Genomic DNA, 15,013 nt, shown 5'->3' with positions numbered 1-15,013 from the left:
TTGAAGATAGCCTTTCGCTTTGAAGCCCGTTCCGATACGGGCGTGAAACGCAGCAAGAATGACGACTCCGGGTACGGTGGACGTTATCTTGCTGTTGTTGCTGACGGCATGGGCGGGCACGTCGGTGGTGACGTCGCATCCGCTACCGCCGTTTTAAACCTGACCCCTTTGGACCACCCCGACTTTGACGGTACCGGCGGCATATACCTCGCCGACGAAATCCAAAGTGCCAACGCCATTATCAATGATCTGGCAACCAGTGATCAGCGCCTTGCGGGCATGGGTACCACCTGCACCGCTCTGCTGGTGGACGGCGAAAAGATCGAGATGGCCCATATTGGCGACTCGCGGGCCTATCGTTTACGCGCCGATGAAGACGGCGGTTTCGAGCAGATTTCGACCGACCACACCTTCGTACAGCGTCTTCTCAACGAGGGCCGTATCACTCCCGAAGAGGCGGAGAATCACCCGCACCGCAACGTGATTATGCGCGTGCTTGGCGACGTCGATGCCTCCCCCGAGCTTGAGTTGCAGACTTTAGAAGCCATTCCCGGTGAGCGCTGGGTGCTTGCTTCCGATGGTTTAGAGGCGGTGGTCTCTGATGAAGAGATCGAAGCCGTCATGCGTTCCACCGATGATCTGGGTGAGATCGCGGACGTTCTTATCCAGATGACTCTCGACGGCGGCGCACCCGATAACGTGACGGTCGTAGTTGTACAGGTTATTGACCGCGAAGAACTTCCCGCCGACGAACCTGTAGGCCCTTCTGCCCTGCCGGAGACCGGCGAGATCGATACCTCACTGACAACCTCTGAGCTTGAGGAAATCACCGAGGAAGTAAACGCCGAAGAGGGTCTGTCCGATCACGACCGCGCGCTCAAGAAGTTCCGCCGCGCCCGTGACCTCACAGATTCCTTCCCTCACGATGGCGACGCGAGCGATCAGGATGCGGTGTACTTTGCCCGCACAAATGCCGCCATTTTACGCCACGAGCTTGGTTCTCGCCCGCATCAGCTGGTGGGCAGCGCCGCCGTGGCAACAGAAACCGGGCGTATTCCGGCGGTGACGAGCCGCACCCTGGAGCATCGGGCCTCTTTGGCGCAGCGTGTGCCGATGAGCACCGAGGAACCCGCAAAGCTGCCGGACGAGCTTGAAGAGCTTCTGGCGGACCCGATTCGACGCCGTCGGCGCCCGATTCTGCTGGTGAGTGCAGCCGTAATCCTTGTACTGGCGCTCATTGCGGGTTGGAGCGGGCTGAAATGGGTTGAGGGCCGCTACTACGTTGGTGAAAATAACGGTAAGGTCGCCGTCTATAACGGTGTTCCGCAGTCGTTGGGGCCAATCCATCTCTCCCATGTAGTCGAGGAAAGCGAAGTGGAAACTTCACAGCTGCCCGAACATACACGCACGCTTTTGAAGAATACGATTCACGCGGATAATCTTGACGATGCACGGGTTATCGTAAACCGCATGCAGGCTCAGGTGAATCTGCAGGATGACCGGAATACACAGCCTTCCGGTGCGGCTTCGTCCGGCGCGCAGACAGGTCAAAAAACTTCAGCAACGGAAGGTGGTAATCGTGGCTAGGCTATTGCGTGATGCACACATACCCCGTTCGCGTCGCCTGATTGAGCTTGTTCTGCTCGTGGTTGCGGTCGGCATCGGCTCATTTTCAATGTACCTGATTGACCCCGAAACGGCGTGGGACATGGGGAAAAACCCGTGGATTCAAGGTACCGTGGTGCTGGGCGTGTGCGCGCTCATCGCGCATCTGGTGCTTCAATTCCGGGCGCGTTACGCCGATCCGTTTATTCTGCCGCTCGTTGTGGCGCTCAACGGAATCGGGCTGGCGATGATTTTCCGCATCGATAAGGATCCCGCCATGCAGAAGTCCCCAGTGGGCGAGTCCCAGCTGTTCTGGACAGGCTTCTCAATGATCCTCTGCTCCGTTGTGCTGTACTTCCTGCGGGATCATCGAGTGCTGCGTAAGATCACCTATATTTCGCTGGTGCTCTCCTTCATCCTGCTTATCATGCCGCTTATCCCCGGCCTTGGTACCGAAATCAACGGCGCACGGATTTGGATCAGGCTCGGCGGGCGTACCTTCCAGCCCGGCGAAATTGCAAAGATTACCCTGGCAATCTTCTTTGCGGGCTACCTGTCCACACACCGCGATTTGATTCTCACAGCGGGTAAGCGTCTGGGGCCCATCAATCTGCCTCGTCTGCGCGATTTGACCCCAATTTTCTTGGCGTGGATGGTCAGCATCGGCGTGTTGGTTTTCCAGAAGGATCTGGGTTCTGCAATCCTGTTCTTCGGGCTGTTCATGGCGATGCTGTACCTCTCGACCGGCAAGATTTCCTGGCTTGTAGTCGGCGGTGTCGGCGTGGTGGTTGGCGGATACTTCGCCTACAACTCCATTTCTCACGTGCACGCCCGTATCTATGGCTGGATGCACGCCTTTGATCCCGAGGTCTATATGTCCTCCAGCGGTGGTTCCGGTCAGATCCTTCAGGGTATTTTCGGTCTGTCCTACGGCGGTCTCTTTGGCCGTGGATGGGGTCAGGGCCTTACCTCTTTGGTGCCGTTCGCTAACTCGGACATGATTATTACTTCTCTCGGTGAGGAACTCGGTCTGATCGGCCTGGGCGCTATTTTGATGATGTTCCTCATCCTCATCTCGCGTGGCTACCGCGCGGCGTTGGGCACTCGTGACGGTTTCGGCAAGCTCTTGGCGGCGGGCCTTTCCACGGTTATGGTGCTTCAGCTCTTCGTGGTGGTTGGCGGTGTAACCCGGTTAATTCCGCTGACCGGTTTGACCACACCGTTTATGTCTGCCGGTGGTTCATCCCTGGTGGCTAACTGGATTATCGTGGCGTTGTGGCTTTCGATTTCGCATACCGCGCGAGCGCCTCACGTCGTGGTCGGGTTCGACGTTCCCGAAAGTATCGACCACGAAGACTACAGCTATGAATCTGAGGGCGCAACCAGCGTTCTCGCCCGTATTTCAACTCAACAAGCAGGAGGTGACCGCAATGGATAGGGCAATTCGCCGCATGTGGATGGCCGCAGGTTGCGTTTTTATCCTGCTCATGGGTACGTTGAGCTATATCCAATTCTTCGACACCGAATCTCTCAAAGATAACCCGTGGAACTCGCGTTCTCTGTACGATAACTACGGTGCCAACCGTGGCTCTATCGTGGTCGATGGAACCGAAATCGCCTCGTCGGTGAAATCGGATGATGAGTATAACTATCAGCGCGTGTACTCTGAGCCGGAAAAGTATGCGGCGCTGACGGGTTATTTCTCGTCAGTGTATGGTTCTACCGGTGTCGAATCCGCTATGGACAAGGAGCTTTCGGGTACTTCCGACAGCCAGTTCTACGATCGTGTTGCTCAGCTCTTCTCGGGTTCTTCGGCACGCGGTGCGAGCGTCGAGCTCACCGTGGATTCCAAGCTTCAGGAGCTTGCTAACAACCTGCTGCAGGGCCGTAAGGGTTCTATTGTGGCGATTAACCCCAAGACTGGCGAAATCTTGGCGATGGCCTCGTCTCCCTCATATGACCCGAATACGCTCGCATCCCACGATGGGTCTACGGTAGTCAGCAACTATGAGGAACTGAACTCGAATCCGAATAACCCGCTTTACAACCGTGCTATTGCGGGTAACACCTATTCGCCCGGCTCGACCTTCAAGATTATTGATGCCGTCGCAGCTTTGGAGTCCGGCAAATATGATGCGAACTCCACGATCGATAACCCCGCACAGCTTCCCCTTCCGGGAACCAATGTGTCGCTTCCGAACTTTGCGGGCGGTCAGTGTGGAGGACGCACTAAGGCTACGATTGAATGGGCTATGGCGCAGTCCTGCAACACTCCTTTTGCGCAGATCGCAATGGATTTGGGTGAAGATAGGATCTCTAGGACTGCCGAAAACTTTGGTTATGGTCAGGATTTGAAGATTCCGCTGGCGGTGGCTAAGTCGAGCTTCCCGAAGGGTATGTCGCAGAGCCAGCTGGCACAGGCATCCGTGGGTCAGTACGATGTACGCACCACCCCACTGCAGGTGGCAATGACTTCTGCCGCAATCGCTAACGGCGGTGTGCAGATGAAGCCCAATATGATTCGTTCTGTCAAAACCAGTAACTTGAGCGTGCTCTACGAGTTCTCACCCGAGAAGTTGCGCACCTCAACTTCTACTAAAGTCGCCGATCAGGTGAAACAATGGATGGTGAACTCTGTGGATAACGGTATTGCCCGTAACGCAGGCGTGCCCGGGTATAAGGTTGCTGGTAAGACCGGTACCGCAGAAACTACGGGTGGTTTGAATAACTCTTGGTTTACCGGGTTTGCACCCGCCGATGATCCTCAGATCGCCATTGCGGTGGTCTATGAGGATATGGATGCAACAACCGGTTCCCAGCTTTCGACAAATGCAGGTAAACAACTTTTTGAGGCGGTGTTGAACAAGTGAGGCCTTCGGCTGATATCACCTTGGGCGGGCGCTACACCCTAACCGAACGTATCGCTATCGGCGGTATGGGTGAGGTCTGGAAAGCTCGCGACAAGGTTCTCGGACGCACCGTCGCCGTTAAAATCCTGAAAGAGGAGTATACGGGTGACCCCGGGTTCTTGGAGCGTTTCCGCGCGGAGGCGCGCCATACTGCGCTCCTGAACCACCCCGGTGTTGCCAATATGTTCGATTACGGTGAAGAGGATAACTCTGCATACCTGGTGATGGAGCTGGTTCCGGGTGAGCCGCTGTCGAGCATCATCGAGCGCGACGGCACGCTGCCGCCAGATCGCATCCTGAACTTTATTGCGCAGACGGCTCGCGCGTTGGCTGCTGCGCACGCTCAGGGACTCGTGCACCGCGATGTGAAACCCGGTAACCTAATGATCACCCCGGATGACCGGGTGAAGGTTACCGACTTCGGTATTGCTAGGCTTGCGAATCAGGTTCCGCTGACCGCTACCGGTCAGGTGATGGGTACAGCCCAGTATTTGGCACCCGAACAGGCAACCGGTCAACCTGCAACCCCGTCCTCCGATATGTACTCGCTGGGTATTATCGGGTACGAATGCCTGGTCGGTCACCGCCCGTTCACGGGTGAATCACAGATCGCGATTGCTCTAGCTCAGGTGAACGATCCGCCACCGCCGCTGCCGGAGAGCATCCCGGCGCCCGCCCGCGCCTTGATTATGTGCCTGCTTGCTAAGGATCCTGCGGAGCGTCCTAAGGATGCTACCGCGCTGGCATCCGCTATTGATGCTATTCGCCGTCGCGATATTCCTGCGGCGATTAAGGCCGTGCCCACGCTTGAGGCGTTCTTGCCGGAGAATCTGGATACCGCCCAGACCTCCCTGATCGCCGAGCCTATTTCGGCATCCGCCGCTCCGAAGTTCGGATCTGGGTCGCACTTCACGCCCGGTCCTTCGACCGCTCCGATTCCTGAGCCCGGGTCAAAGGCTGCGGCCGCACGTACGGCACAACAGGGTCCGAAGAAACGCAACTGGGTATGGATCGTCGCTATTGTGGCGGCACTTGTGCTTATTCTCGGTATCCTCTGGGCTGTCTGGGCGGCCAACAGCCGTGCAACCCCTGATACGAATACCACCAGCTCGGCAACACCCAGCTCTGCGGAAGGTACCGTCACGGTAGCCACCCCGAGCGAGGAGTCCTCGGCTGCAAGCAGTACTCAGAAGCAGAAAATTAACCTGCAGGCACGCAGCTACGAGGGTCGCCCCCTTCAGGATGTCGTCAATGACCTGAAGAACCTGGGTCTTTCGCCCAGGACTGAAAGTGTTGAGTCTGAAGAGCCAGCCAACACCGTTCTGTCGATTTCACCGGCTGGTTCGGTAGACGAAGGCAGCACCATTACCGTGCGTTATTCAAGCGGTTCCAGGGGCGCGACCCTACCTAATGTTGATGGGAAGAACTACGAAGAGGCTTCTCGGACGATTACCTCGCTTGGTGTTGACGTGAACCTTCACTTCGAGCATTCGGACACTGCACAGCCCGGTACGGTGCTGCGCACCAGCCCTTCTTCTGGCACTAAAGTGTCAGTTCCTAGTAAGGTAGAGATGTATGTAGCTAATGAGTCTTCAGGTACGAGGACGGATTCTGACTCGTCGCCATCCGCAGCTACGCCTTCAGGCGCGTCGACTTCTTCTAGTCCTCGTACTGGGCGTTAGTGTCTGAGTCCACTCACATCAAAAACTATTTTTACCCCAGGAGAACGTATGGACCTGTTGGTTCCTGAAACGGTAGATGGCCGTTATAAGGTACTCGATGTTATCGGTACCGGTGCGATGGCTACCGTATACGCGGCGGAGGATACTCGTCTCGGTCGTAAGGTCGCGATGAAGATCCTGCGCCCGGAGCAGGCCCAAGACAAAACCTTCCGTTCACGGTTTAAACGTGAGGCGGAGGCTGTCGCATCCCTGAACAACCCCGGTATCGTTGCGGTGTACGACACGGGCGCTTATTCCCCGTCAGATCCCAACAGCGGATACGGTGTTGATGATGCCGTCGACGATGACGAGGCTAAGATCCCGTACATCGTTATGGAATACGTTGATGGCAGGACGCTGCGCAGCGTCCTGTCGTCGGGCGGGTACATTCCCGTGCGTGATGCGGTGGGGTACGCAGAGCAGCTTTTGAGCGCTCTAAAATACAGTCATTCGATGGGTATTATCCACCGCGATATTAAGCCCGCGAATATTATGGTGCTTCCCCGAACCGAGGAAGACGCCGCGAAGGGGCAGCCGGGTCAGATTAAGGTGATGGACTTCGGCATCGCCCGAGCTATTGAAGAGGCTGGCGAGGCTCTGACAAAGGCCAACGTGGTGATGGGTAGCGCACGTTACATGTCTCCCGAGCAGGTCAGTGGTAAAGAAGTCGACGCGAGAAGCGACCTTTATTCGGCAGCATGTGTGCTGTATGAAATGGTTGCTGGACGTTCCCCCTTCGACGCGGAAACTAACGTTGACTTGGCGGCAAAGCATCTCACCGAGACTCCCGCCGCACCGAGTACCTTTAGCCCGCTGAGCGTACCCCCTGAGCTTGATGAAGTTATTCTTCGAGGTCTTGCCAAGAACCCGGATGATCGTTACCAGACCGCCGATGAGTTTTCGCAGGCGATCCGTCAGGGAGCGGGTCTGCAGGTTGGCGGCGGTATGCCGCAACAGGTTCCCGATGACTCCATGACCACCGCTTTTGCGCCTCTTGAGGCTCCCGCGGCGGGTGCGGCAGGAACCGGTACGGGTGAGGTTGATTTCGATGCCTACACCACGACCATGCCGCAGGTTTCGACTCCTGTTGAAGATGCGAACCTCAACGGTTTCTTTGATGACGATGAGTACGGCGGAGAAGAATTTGTTGAAGAGGAAGAGTTCCTTCCCGCCGAGCAACCCCGTAAGCGAACCTGGGTTCGTTTCCTCGTTGGTCTTGCTATTGCAGCATCGCTTCTGCTGGGTATCGGCTCGTTCCTGTACTACCAGGGCAAGCTCAATGAAGTTCCGCAGGTCGCTATTCCTACCGTGATGAACCAATCGAAGGACGATGCCGAGAACCAGTTGCGCAATGCTGGCTTTGCCGTGGAGAGCCGCGGGGCATACTCCGAGAACGTGAAGAAGGGCGATGTTATTAGTGTCAGCCCCGGCGAGGGTACGAAGGCGGCTAAGGGTTCTACCGTATCGCTAACTTACTCGAATGGTCCCGAGCGTGTAACCCTGCCCGATAACCTGCAGGGTCAGAGCGAAGCCTATGTGCGCAACGCTCTGAAGGAGCTCGGCCTTAAGGATGGTCGTGTCAGCACCGTTGAGAGCGCATCCGTTCCCGCCGGTATGGTAGTTTCTCTGGAGCCTGAGAAGGCTGAAACCGATGCCAACGGTAAGACCACGATCGAGGCGGGCAGCAACGTGAACCTGGTGCTGTCCTCCGGTAAGGTCAAGGTTCCTTCGCTCGTGGGTCTGACGAAGGATCAGGCTATTGAAGCTCTGACTGCGTCCGATGTTCTGCTCAACACCAATATTGAGACCGTTCAGACAAGCTCTGCGGCACCGAATACGGTGATTTCTCAGAGCTCCGCTGCGGGTACTCTGGTGGCTCAGAACAGCACTGTTACTATTCGTGTAGCGGCTGCCCCGGCAGCGACCGCATCTGCTTCACCGCGTGCGACTACCCCGTCGACGAATAATAACAACAACACCCAGCGCCAGCAGGGCAATCAGCAGCAGAATCAACAGCAGCAAGGCCAGCAGGGTCAGCAAGGTAATCAGCAGCAGAATCAACAGCAGCAAGGTCAACAGGGCCAGCAGGGCAACGCTCCTGTACCCTCTGCAACGCCAAGTGCCGCTGCTCCTTCATCCAAGGCCGTACAAAACGGCAAGGAAAATGAGGAGAAAGAAGAAAGGTAAGGCTGGTTTGCTCAGGTAAATCCTGGTCATATATGTGGGGCGTGCTTTAGATTTTGAATCTAAAGCACGCCCCACATATATTTCTTCGGCTGTACCACGCATAGAGAAGGCGCCTGACAGACCTATTTGGGCCTGTCAGGCGCCTTTACTGCTGCCCGCTAAGCGATTAGTGGGGACAACGATTTGGCACGCTCAGCGGCGCCCTCAAGCCCCGTTTCTTCCAGCCAATTACCCAGCATCAGATAACCGCTCTCGGTAAGCACGGATTCCGGGTGGAACTGCACGCCATGCATGGGCGCATCCCGGTGCCGCAGCCCCATAATAATGCCGCTCTCAGTCGTCGAGGTGGTTTCCAAGACCTCAGGCATAGTCTCTGGGACGACCGCCAGCGAATGGTAGCGAGTCGCAGTGAAGGGGTTCGGTACGCCTTTGAACACCGAGTCGTTCTCGTGAACCAAGGTTGAAGTCTTGCCGTGCATCAGCTCGGGGGCGTGCGTGACGGTGCCGCCAAACGCCTCCGCGATAGCTTGATGCCCCAGACACACGCCAAGCAAGGGTTTATGAGTCTGCGCAGCCCAGCGAATGGTATCGATAATGACCCCGGCTTCTGCGGGGGCACCGGGTCCCGGAGAGATCAGCAGGCCGTCGTACTCGGCAGCCATTGTGAGCACGGTATCAAGGTCATACTCGTCATTGCGGATTACGGTTGTCTCGGCTCCGAGCTGCTGCAGATATCCGACGAGAGTGAACACAAAACTATCGTAATTATCGATAACCAGGATGCGGGTCATGGCTTCTCCTTTGGCAAGCGCCGCTAATGGTTGATGGTAACGTCAAAATTGAACGGACCGTACTCGGCAAAATTCGGAAACACGAATTCCATGAGGGCGTATACGATCACGGCGATAAGCAGAATAGCAATGATGATGCGAACCCATAGAGGTCCGGGAAGATGGCGAAAAATCCAACCGTACATGTTATATCCTCTCGGGTTAGGCGGGGTTCTGGGCTGCTTGGGCAATTTCCGCAGGCGCGCCAGCAGAGTTAGGCTGCCAGGATTCAAAACGGGCGTGCACAATATAACGTTCTGTGTCACCGTAACGCGGGTGACAGGTCGTGAGCGTCATAATGCGCTCCGTGGGCTCTTGTCCGGGTTTGCTCGGAACCGGCTCGATCACCTCAATATTGTCAGGCTGCACAATCACGTGCTCGTACACGGTGTAGGTGTAGTAGCCGTCTTTGGTGCGCACATAAATGTGATCGCCCACCTGCAGCTTATCGATATAGTCGAGCACTGCCCCGCGTGTCTGCCGGTGCCCTGCGAGCGCGAAGTTGCCCACGCCGCCCGGCATGGCGGTTCCGTCGTAGTGTCCCAAACCGAGGGTATCGATCACGTCTGCGCTGGTACCCTGCGCGGCGGGGCGCTGGTAGTCTGCACCAAACCGGGGAATGTAGACAACCCCGAATCCTTTTCCGTGTTCGGGTTCGGCTTCAGGCTCCGGGGGATTTTGGGGATCCCACTGTTCGACTGGCGCGGCGGAGCTGAACTCGTGCGTCAAGGAATCGACGGCTTGGGACTGTGAACGGTTTGCGTCTATATTGGTCCACCAGAGCTGCCACACGACAAAGAGCAGCAGCACAAGACCAACGGTGATCAGAAGCTCACCCGTGATTTGGATGGTCCACCGCAGAATAGATTTATGAGGCTGAACTGCCTGATGCGCTTTCGCGGATGCATGCGCCATAGTTTTGGGTGTCCTCCATAGCGGGATGTTACCGTCCCAGTCATTACACTTTCTTTAATGACAACGCCGGTGAAAGGTGAAATCATCCCGCGAGTCTGCAAAGATAGTTTTTAACGTACTACATAAGGTTACCCATACATCTGAGGCGGAGGAAAATATGTCCCCTAAGTCGACTGCGAAAAAGTCGAAAAAGACTGCCAATACTAAGTCAAAGAAGTCACAAGACAAGAAATCGGCTAAGGCCGTTGAAGAAGATGCGAGCGAGCTCCGTCTGTTGGAGGTCGCTCGCGAGATGGAAACGAGCGGAACACAGAGAGAAGGTACTCCCCTGTGGTATCGAGTAGTGATGTTTTCGCTCGTTGCGCTGGGTATTCTCTGGATTATTGCGTATTACATTTTTGAGGGTCGACTTCCTGTGCCCGGTATTGGTATGTGGAATGTGACTATTGGCGTGGGTGCCATGATGGTGGGTATGGTCATGATGACTCGGTGGCGTTAGGTTAGGGCTATGTCCGAATCAGATGGGTCTCCTTCGCCTCAAGAATCTCAGGATGCCCCGCATGGCTCTACCTCCGATCCCATGCGGAGTACCGAGGATATTTCAAAACGTGCGGATATTCGTGCCGCCCGCGTGGAGACAAGGCTGCGCCGCTGGGCGTTGATCGGGTTTATCGTCGCCGCGGCGTTATTCTGGCTGGCGACTCTTTTCTTCCGCTAGATCACGTATAAGCGAGGCGGTGCCGTATCCCTGGGATGCGCCCGCCGCGTTCTTCTTGCTTTTAATCGTGCTGAGGCTCTGCGACTGGTTCTTCGCGCAGGGGCTGCAGAATCCGTACGAATACGATCATGACGATCAGCTCCACCATCGTCTGGGTCAGCGCTGTGTGCTGCATGGGTCGGTCTGCGGCATGCACTTTCTTTGAGTTGTTCCACATGCTGTGTCATATACGGGGGTATACACCCGAGAATCCCTGTACAGAGCGCAAAGATGACGTAGAACAGTACCCAGCGAACAAGATTCTAGCGCGCTTCGTAGATACGACGTGCAGTAGAAAACGCTGCCAAGATCTATATATGCAAATATTCCAATATAAGCATATATACTAGTCGATTGAGGTTTTAAAGAGCTGGTAAAAACAATGGTTTGTGTAGCAGCAAGCGTAGCAAATAAAGGCCGCAACATAATCTGCAACAGCGCCAACACCACTAGGAATGCTGCCAAGGCGATCGTGGAATTAAAGTCACAACCAGTAGAATACCGGCACGAAGTTGAGTGTTATCAGCCACAGGGTGAATCCGCGCGATACAGCAGTGGATGCGGTGCGTTTGATGTCATTCGCCCTTAACTGCCCCTCATGAGTTCAAGAGTCCCTGATGAGCCGCATCAGCAACCCGACGGCTAACTTTTTCCAGAACGGGCGAGTTGATATTCCAGTGCTGCCAGTACAGTGGGAACTCCACGGGCTTCTGAGCAAGTTTCACAAGTGTTTGGGCGGCGAAATATTCGCTACACTGTGCCTCCGGCAGCAGACCCCACGCAATACCCTCATAGACCGCCTGCGCATAGTCCGGTGACGAAGGAATATAGAGCGTTGGGCTCTGTTCGAATTCGGCTCTGGACAGTTTTAGGTCTTCCTCAATCAGAGCGCGTGCAGCATCCTGCACAAAGTCTTTACGATCGTATTCCACCACGGGTGCCCGGTTCAGATCATCACGGGTAGTCTTCGCGGGGAACCCCGGAAGGTAACGATCCACATACGCTGGCGATGCCACACACCAGTAACGCGCCACGCCCAGGTAATCTACCGAGCATCCGGGGATTTTTCCGGGCTGTGAGGTTATGGCAGCCATAACTTCCCCGGTACGCAGAAGGGCTGAGGAATGAAATTCACCTTCACGCCGCAGGTCACAGAAAATTTCGTCCTCCTGAGCGAGCGTGCGTATGGCCTCCAAAAACCACGTTGCTAAAGAATCGGCGTTCAGGGCTATAGAGACTGTCTGGAATCCGCCCTCGCCCATGAGTTCTCGTTCCAGTTCAAGCTGTAGGAATTCACTTTGCCGGGCAATACGTAACACGCTCTGCCCGGAGGCTGTTGGGGTAACCGGGTTGGTGCGCTGCAGCAGAACTTTACCGGCCAGCTGTTCCATTGTTTTTACACGCTGTGATATTGCGGAGGGGCTAACCCCAAGAACGTCGGCAGCAGCGTCGAAGGTGCCGTATTCGATGACCGTGACGAATGTTTTGAGGTGGTCGGTCGTAAAACGTGTCATAAGAACATCTTACGTACGTTGAAATAACTTAGCTAGGTTTACGGGGTTTTCAGACTTTTGATGTTCATCATCGCCCTGCGCATGTCCTATTTGGCGTACACCATTTTCACCCTGGATACACACCTCTAAGATAAAAGCAATGGGACTATCCCCATCCAACGTGTCTACATTGTCATCTAACCACCCGAAGGATATCCTCCATGGTCAAGCCACCATTCATGGAAATTGCATGCCCCGTTTGTTCCAAGCCCGTGAAGACTTTAGAACGTTATCCTCGCTCGCTCTGTCCCGAATGTTCTGCACGGGTGACTGACCGGTCTGGCCGCCCGGTTGTTTTCTACGATATACAGGTGCTGCCGACTCCCAATAGCTCGGGTGTAACGCTGCTTGGCGGATTTTACGGATATTACGCCAATACCGGGCTGCAAGAAACCTACTCCAGTTCAACCTGCTACGTTGATGGAATAACCTGCGAGGCAAAGAATGCCCGTTTTGGCGGCATTGTGATCGAGGCGCTATGAGCCTACCTTCACCTCTGGCTATGAGTCTGTACTCCCGGATTCAGTGGCTTCTTCGAGACCATTATCCTTCACCGTCTCCTTATCGGTAGATGCAACGGGCTCTGTACTATCTTCTTGCGCCGATGCGGACCACAGTTCATAGCCCTCCAGTGTCTCTTCGGCGCCCGTACCTGAAAATGGAGAGGTATATATCTCGAATTATCAGGATTTTTCGCAGACGCAGCACCATCGGTTCTAAGAAGTCAAGCGCGTGCAGATCGTCGCTGCTGGTCGTCGCCACAAAGCTCAGCCCAGAGAATACCGCACGATCATCGTCACCTTAAGCATGACCGCGTTGTAGTTGACTTCAAGGTCTAAAATTTTCAGATGTTCGGGCTTGGTTCCTACCCACAGCTCGATGGTTTGGTCGGTAACCGTCACAGAGGCAAACCATAAGAAGAAACCGAACACCAGCAGAACGAAGAAAACAGTTTGAATCAGCTGCCCCAAGATCGGGATTGCTGGCAGGTTCAGCCACTGCACAACCATCAGAGGGCGACGAACGATAATGTAGTGTTCGGCCTCTTGTACTGTACTTTCTGCGGTGCCTCGTTCCGATGCGGCCTGCCTAGTGCTCATAGCTGTCAAGCATACCCGATACGAGAGACTCTGCTTGAAGTTCAGCGCCAAAGAATCGTGCGCACGCCTTCAAAATAAGTTCTGCGCCATAACGTTGGATCGTATAAACACCCAGCTCGTCGTACTCAGCCGCAAGTTCACGGGGTTTCGCTAAACCAGAGGTGATTTCTAGAAGCGAAGATTCTGCGCCGTCTTCGTCAAAAAGTAGGCTAAATCCGCTGTCATCACGCAGAAGCTGATGCAGTTTAGTGTCGGGCAGAGGCAAAAAGCCCAGCACGTCCTCGGGCTCATAGTAGATTACCTCAGCAAGGGTTGTTACATACCCCTGCGAGTCTTCTTCAGTAAGAACTGTATCGGTAAGCTCCAGATAGCTTTCTTCGTCCCGCAGAAGCTCCCGCGGCCACCACAGATGGATATACTCGGTGCACGCCAGCCATAGTTCCGCTAAAGGCAGCTTAACCTCAGCGGTGAGCGCCACCGTCCGGTATTTTGAGGTGTCCTCTCCCGTATACGGTTCCTGCTGTCGGTCTGAAAAAAGCGGGTACTCCATACATTCACTCTAACTCGGGAATAGGTTATTCGTCGGTACTTGATGCAGTAAACGTTCCAGAAACTCGTTCAGAAGAATGTGCAAGATTGGTATTAGTATTCCCGTCATGAAGCCTCAGGCACGCTATCACAGACCGGTAAAAAGGACTTCTCTGGCTTCCGAAATTCTACGTATGGGCATACGCTGCTTAGCGCGTGAAAACATAGCTGAAGAATCGAGCAGGAATATGTGCCCGTTGCCATTCGAGCTCTTCGGTCAGAGATTTTCCCGAAAGCACTTTGCGAGTATATCGCTCAATATTGCGTGCATGGGCACCCATATGGGCTATGGCAATCGCATGTCCGCAGGCTCTAGCTACGGCTTGTGCAGACGGGGTCTCACAGTCCCGGGCCGTAGCATGGCAGAGCAAAGCGTGCTGACGCATAGTTCCAACAGATAATGCACCGCGGTTGAACTCAGCGACCGCAGCAAGCCCCTGCCGAAGCCGAGGATCAGCAGGATATTGTTCCTCAAAAATGGGCAGTATCCGATACATACAATCTGCCGCCCAGACGATAAGTTCACGCCTCTCATCTATCGATAGCGTCAAATCCTTCGGGTCTGGGGCAGATTGTAAAGTCTCCATGCTCCTAAGATAACAAGAAAGCATATGCGCTCTCACAGATTTTCAACACCCTGATGCGCCGATTATATTTCATGAGGTCTTCTTAGCCTTTAGAGCATTCACCAACGCGCGCCATAAGAACACAGCAGAGCCGATAGCTATCAAGAAGAATGCAAATCAATGGTTAAAACAAAAGAGACCCCTCACGGGGGTCTCTTCCATACATATGTAATTAACTAACAAACCCTCAGGCTTGTTGTTTCAAAACTATACAGCGAACGC

At 54.9% G+C, this 15,013-nt stretch carries 16 protein-coding genes; 8 read left to right on the top strand and 8 right to left on the bottom strand.

The genetic code is table 11. The features are described 5' to 3' along the window. The 5 genes from HMPREF2554_RS09535 to pknB are packed head-to-tail and all read left to right on the top strand — an operon-like array spanning window position 1 to window position 8,422. Entirely contained in the window at window positions 1-1,587 is a 1,587-nt protein-coding gene (locus tag HMPREF2554_RS09535; protein WP_070554994.1) for a PP2C family protein-serine/threonine phosphatase, read from the top strand. Continuing rightward, complete coding sequence (locus HMPREF2554_RS09530; RefSeq protein WP_172884785.1) at window positions 1,571-3,043, top strand: FtsW/RodA/SpoVE family cell cycle protein; 1,473 nt, start codon at window positions 1,571-1,573, stop codon at window positions 3,041-3,043. The genes HMPREF2554_RS09535 and HMPREF2554_RS09530 overlap by 17 nt, the downstream gene beginning before the upstream one ends. Further along, window positions 3,036-4,475 (top strand): peptidoglycan D,D-transpeptidase FtsI family protein, encoded by a 1,440-nt coding sequence (locus HMPREF2554_RS09525; RefSeq protein WP_070448451.1) that lies wholly within the window; start codon window positions 3,036-3,038, stop codon window positions 4,473-4,475. The genes HMPREF2554_RS09530 and HMPREF2554_RS09525 overlap by 8 nt, the downstream gene beginning before the upstream one ends. Next, window positions 4,472-6,196, top strand: coding sequence for a protein kinase domain-containing protein (locus tag HMPREF2554_RS09520; RefSeq protein WP_004006317.1), 1,725 nt, complete (start codon window positions 4,472-4,474; stop codon window positions 6,194-6,196). The genes HMPREF2554_RS09525 and HMPREF2554_RS09520 overlap by 4 nt, the downstream gene beginning before the upstream one ends. Window positions 6,197-6,244: 48 nt before the next feature. Then, on the top strand, window positions 6,245-8,422 hold the full coding sequence (gene pknB / locus HMPREF2554_RS09515; protein ID WP_070535235.1) for a Stk1 family PASTA domain-containing Ser/Thr kinase: 2,178 nt from the start codon (window positions 6,245-6,247) through the stop codon (window positions 8,420-8,422). 158 nt (window positions 8,423-8,580) lie between these two features. On the opposite strand, the gene HMPREF2554_RS09510 is transcribed toward pknB, so the two are convergent. From HMPREF2554_RS09510 to HMPREF2554_RS09505, 3 genes are read right to left on the bottom strand one after another with little or no spacing between them, the layout of a single operon-like run. Continuing rightward, window positions 8,581-9,213, bottom strand: coding sequence for an aminodeoxychorismate/anthranilate synthase component II (locus HMPREF2554_RS09510; protein WP_004006315.1), 633 nt, complete (start codon window positions 9,211-9,213; stop codon window positions 8,581-8,583). A gap of 23 nt (window positions 9,214-9,236) precedes the next feature. Next, window positions 9,237-9,398 carry a hypothetical protein gene (locus tag HMPREF2554_RS11620; protein WP_004006314.1) on the bottom strand — a complete coding sequence of 54 codons (162 nt, stop codon included), beginning with the start codon at window positions 9,396-9,398 and terminating at the stop codon, window positions 9,237-9,239. 16 nt (window positions 9,399-9,414) lie between these two features. Continuing rightward, on the bottom strand, window positions 9,415-10,167 hold the full coding sequence (locus HMPREF2554_RS09505; RefSeq protein WP_070448455.1) for a class E sortase: 753 nt from the start codon (window positions 10,165-10,167) through the stop codon (window positions 9,415-9,417). A 157-nt stretch (window positions 10,168-10,324) separates the two neighbouring features. On the opposite strand from HMPREF2554_RS09505, the gene HMPREF2554_RS09500 reads away from it, so the two are divergent. Together HMPREF2554_RS09500 and HMPREF2554_RS09495 are read left to right on the top strand one after the other, a co-directional pair. Further along, on the top strand, window positions 10,325-10,666 hold the full coding sequence (locus tag HMPREF2554_RS09500) for a cell division protein CrgA (RefSeq protein WP_013398184.1): 342 nt from the start codon (window positions 10,325-10,327) through the stop codon (window positions 10,664-10,666). 9 nt (window positions 10,667-10,675) lie between these two features. Next, entirely contained in the window at window positions 10,676-10,885 is a 210-nt protein-coding gene (locus tag HMPREF2554_RS09495; protein ID WP_048751099.1) for a hypothetical protein, read from the top strand. Between the two features lie 61 nt (window positions 10,886-10,946). On the opposite strand, the gene HMPREF2554_RS11615 is transcribed toward HMPREF2554_RS09495, so the two are convergent. Together HMPREF2554_RS11615 and HMPREF2554_RS09490 are read right to left on the bottom strand one after the other, a co-directional pair. Further along, window positions 10,947-11,102 (bottom strand): hypothetical protein, encoded by a 156-nt coding sequence (locus HMPREF2554_RS11615; RefSeq protein ID WP_161800479.1) that lies wholly within the window; start codon window positions 11,100-11,102, stop codon window positions 10,947-10,949. A 418-nt stretch (window positions 11,103-11,520) separates the two neighbouring features. Further along, a complete protein-coding gene (locus HMPREF2554_RS09490; protein WP_048780289.1) occupies window positions 11,521-12,438 on the bottom strand; it encodes a LysR family transcriptional regulator ArgP in 918 nt (305 codons plus the stop codon). 200 nt (window positions 12,439-12,638) lie between these two features. Between HMPREF2554_RS09490 and HMPREF2554_RS09485 the strand changes: the two genes are divergently transcribed. Then, window positions 12,639-12,959, top strand: coding sequence for a hypothetical protein (locus tag HMPREF2554_RS09485; protein WP_013398181.1), 321 nt, complete (start codon window positions 12,639-12,641; stop codon window positions 12,957-12,959). Window positions 12,960-13,244: 285 nt separating this feature from the next. Here the strand turns inward: HMPREF2554_RS09485 and HMPREF2554_RS11850 are convergent, their stop codons facing one another. From HMPREF2554_RS11850 to HMPREF2554_RS09470, 3 genes are all read right to left on the bottom strand, one after another. Continuing rightward, complete coding sequence (locus tag HMPREF2554_RS11850) at window positions 13,245-13,577, bottom strand: hypothetical protein (protein WP_246826060.1); 333 nt, start codon at window positions 13,575-13,577, stop codon at window positions 13,245-13,247. Continuing rightward, a complete protein-coding gene (locus tag HMPREF2554_RS09475; protein ID WP_070554991.1) occupies window positions 13,567-14,127 on the bottom strand; it encodes a hypothetical protein in 561 nt (186 codons plus the stop codon). The genes HMPREF2554_RS11850 and HMPREF2554_RS09475 overlap by 11 nt, the downstream gene beginning before the upstream one ends. Before the next feature lie 187 nt (window positions 14,128-14,314). Then, window positions 14,315-14,752 (bottom strand): putative immunity protein, encoded by a 438-nt coding sequence (locus tag HMPREF2554_RS09470; RefSeq protein WP_070554989.1) that lies wholly within the window; start codon window positions 14,750-14,752, stop codon window positions 14,315-14,317. Window positions 14,753-15,013 lie beyond the last annotated feature (261 nt).

The sequence above is a fragment of the Rothia sp. HMSC071F11 genome, assembly GCF_001809115.1.
Classification (GTDB): Bacteria; Actinomycetota; Actinomycetes; order Actinomycetales; family Micrococcaceae; genus Rothia; species Rothia dentocariosa.
The sequence above is the reverse complement of the archived record's forward strand: the minus strand, read 5'-3'. Positions and strand labels throughout refer to the sequence as shown.

Bases quoted from the DNA above. Each gene is read 5' to 3' on its own strand.
- HMPREF2554_RS09525 (WP_070448451.1), top strand. From the start codon at position 3,036: ATGGATAGGGCAATTCGCCGCATGTGGATGGCCGCAGGTTGCGTTTTT.
- pknB (WP_070535235.1), top strand. From the start codon at position 6,245: ATGGACCTGTTGGTTCCTGAAACGGTAGATGGCCGTTATAAGGTACTC.
- HMPREF2554_RS09510 (WP_004006315.1), bottom strand. From the start codon at position 9,213: ATGACCCGCATCCTGGTTATCGATAATTACGATAGTTTTGTGTTCACT.
- HMPREF2554_RS11620 (WP_004006314.1), bottom strand. From the start codon at position 9,398: ATGTACGGTTGGATTTTTCGCCATCTTCCCGGACCTCTATGGGTTCGC.
- HMPREF2554_RS09505 (WP_070448455.1), bottom strand. From the start codon at position 10,167: ATGGCGCATGCATCCGCGAAAGCGCATCAGGCAGTTCAGCCTCATAAA.
- HMPREF2554_RS09500 (WP_013398184.1), top strand. From the start codon at position 10,325: ATGTCCCCTAAGTCGACTGCGAAAAAGTCGAAAAAGACTGCCAATACT.
- HMPREF2554_RS09495 (WP_048751099.1), top strand. From the start codon at position 10,676: ATGTCCGAATCAGATGGGTCTCCTTCGCCTCAAGAATCTCAGGATGCC.
- HMPREF2554_RS11615 (WP_161800479.1), bottom strand. From the start codon at position 11,102: ATGTGGAACAACTCAAAGAAAGTGCATGCCGCAGACCGACCCATGCAG.
- HMPREF2554_RS09490 (WP_048780289.1), bottom strand. From the start codon at position 12,438: ATGACACGTTTTACGACCGACCACCTCAAAACATTCGTCACGGTCATC.
- HMPREF2554_RS09485 (WP_013398181.1), top strand. From the start codon at position 12,639: ATGGTCAAGCCACCATTCATGGAAATTGCATGCCCCGTTTGTTCCAAG.
- HMPREF2554_RS11850 (WP_246826060.1), bottom strand. From the start codon at position 13,577: ATGAGCACTAGGCAGGCCGCATCGGAACGAGGCACCGCAGAAAGTACA.
- HMPREF2554_RS09475 (WP_070554991.1), bottom strand. From the start codon at position 14,127: ATGGAGTACCCGCTTTTTTCAGACCGACAGCAGGAACCGTATACGGGA.
- HMPREF2554_RS09470 (WP_070554989.1), bottom strand. From the start codon at position 14,752: ATGGAGACTTTACAATCTGCCCCAGACCCGAAGGATTTGACGCTATCG.